2 protein-coding genes are annotated in these 2,372 nt (G+C 59.8%); one reads left to right on the forward strand and one right to left on the reverse strand.

What is annotated here, in order from left to right; all coding sequences use genetic code 11:
• Positions 1-867 (reverse strand): LysR family transcriptional regulator (locus F8N49_RS27255; RefSeq protein ID WP_151553273.1); only part of this gene is annotated, 867 nt, incomplete at its 3' end.
• Between the two features lie 159 nt (positions 868-1,026).
• Between F8N49_RS27255 and ampC the strand changes: the two genes are divergently transcribed.
• Positions 1,027-2,193 (forward strand): class C beta-lactamase, encoded by a 1,167-nt coding sequence (gene ampC / locus F8N49_RS27260; protein WP_151553274.1) that lies wholly within the window; start codon positions 1,027-1,029, stop codon positions 2,191-2,193.
• The last annotated feature ends 179 nt before the right edge of the window (positions 2,194-2,372 follow it).

Here is a 2,372-nt window from a genome sequence, read left to right on the forward strand (position 1 = left end):
TGAGATCTGCAGCAACCAGGTTTTGAACGCTTTCATCGCCACCGTTTCCGCTCGCGACTGCAACCGCGTCAGCCAGTAACTGCCGGTGGTGATCTCGATCGCAAACGGCTGGCAGATCGCATCTGCCGCCAGTTGCCGGGCGAACATCAGCGGCGGCGCCAACGCCACGCCGCCGCCCTGCAATGCGGCTTCCATCATTGCCAGCGACGAATCGAACACGATGCTTTGCGGTGGCGCGGCCTGCGTCGCCAGGCCCGCTGCGTGAAACCACTCCGGCCATTCATCGGTGCGATAGGAACGCAGCAAGGTCTGCTGCAACAGGTCCGCCGGCGTGTGCAGTTGCCGGGCAATCTCCGGCACGCACAATACCGACAACGGCGCATCGAGCAAGCGTGTCGCCTCGATGCCATGCCAGGCGCCAGCACCGAAACGAATGGCGTAATCCAGTCCCTCCGCCGCCACATCCACCCGGTTGTTATTGGTCGACAGACGTAAATCTATAAGCGGATGTTTCCCCCGAAAGTCCGCCAGCCTCGGCAACAGCCAGCCCACGGCAAAAGTGCCCACCGCGCCGACCGTCAACATGTCGCGATACTGCCCACCGGCCAGACGCTCGAGCATCTGCGCAATATGATCGAATGATGTGCTGAGTACCGGCAGCAAGGTTTCGCCTTCACTGGTCAGCATCAGCCCACGGGGCAGGCGTTTGAACAGGGTCAGGTTGAGTTGCGCTTCCAGGCTTTTGACCTGATGGCTCACCGCCGCTTGTGTCACGCACAACTCGACGGCAGCACGGGTAAAACTCAAATGACGTGCCGAGGCTTCAAATGCGCGCAGAGCATTGAGCGGCAGTTGCGGTCGAATCATGCGTTGCCCCCAATTTTTCTAATGGCCCATGCGAGTTTTCATCGTTTGTCGCGGGCCGGCGAAGTGCCTAAATTGGCCGCGCTGATCGGCCGTCCGATGAAAAATCACCCGCAGTGTAGCGGGATACAACAATCGACACTCATGGAGAGTGATTCAATCATGTGTTCCTTAAAACCGAGCAAGGTCTTTTCCTACAGCGCTTTCGCACTGTTCTTCGGCAGCGTTGCCTGTCATGCCGCAACGCCGACGGATGCGCAATTGCAGGCACTGGTCAGCCAAGCCGTCACCCCGGTCATGCAGCAAAACAACATCCCGGGGCTGACCGTAGCGATCACGCTGAATGGCCAGGCGCATTACTTTAACTACGGGGTTGCCGCTAAAGACACCGGGCAAAAGGTCAGCGAAAACACCCTCTTCGAAGTCGGCTCGGTGAGTAAAACCTTCACCGCCACCCTCGCCGGTTACGCCCAGGCCACAGGCAAACTCGACCTGTCGAGCAAGGCCAGCCAACTCTGGCCGGAGCTCAAGGGCAGCGCCTTCGACAACATCAGCGTGCTGCAACTGGGCACCTACAGTGCTGGCGGACTGCCGCTGCAATTTCCCGCTGAGGCGGATTCTTCCGACAGGATGCTCGGCTATTACCAACAATGGAAACCGCAGTTTCCCGCCGGCAGCCATCGCCTGTATTCCAACCCGAGCCTGGGCCTGTTCGGCTACCTGACGGCGAAAAGCCTCGGCCAGCCGTTCGACTTGGCAATGACGCAAACCCTGCTGCCGAAACTCGGCCTTCAGCACACCTTCCTCAGCGTACCGTCAGCGCAGTCGAAGCTTTATGCCGAAGGCTACGACAGCGCCGACCAACCGGTACGCGTCAGCCCCGGCGCCCTCGACGCCGAAGCCTACGGCATCAAAACCAGCGCCGCCGACCTGCTGCGTTACGTCCAGGCACAGCTGCAACCGGCCAGCCTTGCGCCTGATCTGCACCAAGCCATCGCCAACACCCACATCGGCTATTACCGCGTCGGCGACATGACCCAAGGCCTGGGCTGGGAACGCTACGCCTACCCGATCAGCCTGGAAAAACTGCAAAACGGCAACTCGACCCCCATGGCCATGGAACCGCACAAAGTCGAATGGCTGACTCCACCGCAAGCTGAACCGGCCAATGTGCTGTTCAACAAAAGCGGATCTACGCGGGGCTTTGGCGCGTATGTGGCGTTCGTGCCGTCGCGGGACATGGGCATCGTGATTCTGGCCAACAAGAACTACCCGAATGCCGAACGGGTGAAGATTGCGCATACGGTTTTCGCGGCGTTGGCGGATTAGTAGTGAAAGATCGTCCGATCGCGGCCCGAGCCTGCGGCAGCTTCTACAGGATCGGGTTTTCACTCGGTTAACGCTGGAGGTGTCGCAGGCTGCAACAACTTTCGATCAGAAGATGACTTGTGGGAGCGAGCCTGCTCGCGAATGCGCTCGATCAGCCACCTTTCAGCGCCTGAAAAACC

The organism is Pseudomonas sp. GXM4 (assembly GCF_008923895.1).
GTDB classification, from domain to species: Bacteria; Pseudomonadota; Gammaproteobacteria; order Pseudomonadales; family Pseudomonadaceae; genus Aquipseudomonas; species Aquipseudomonas atacamensis.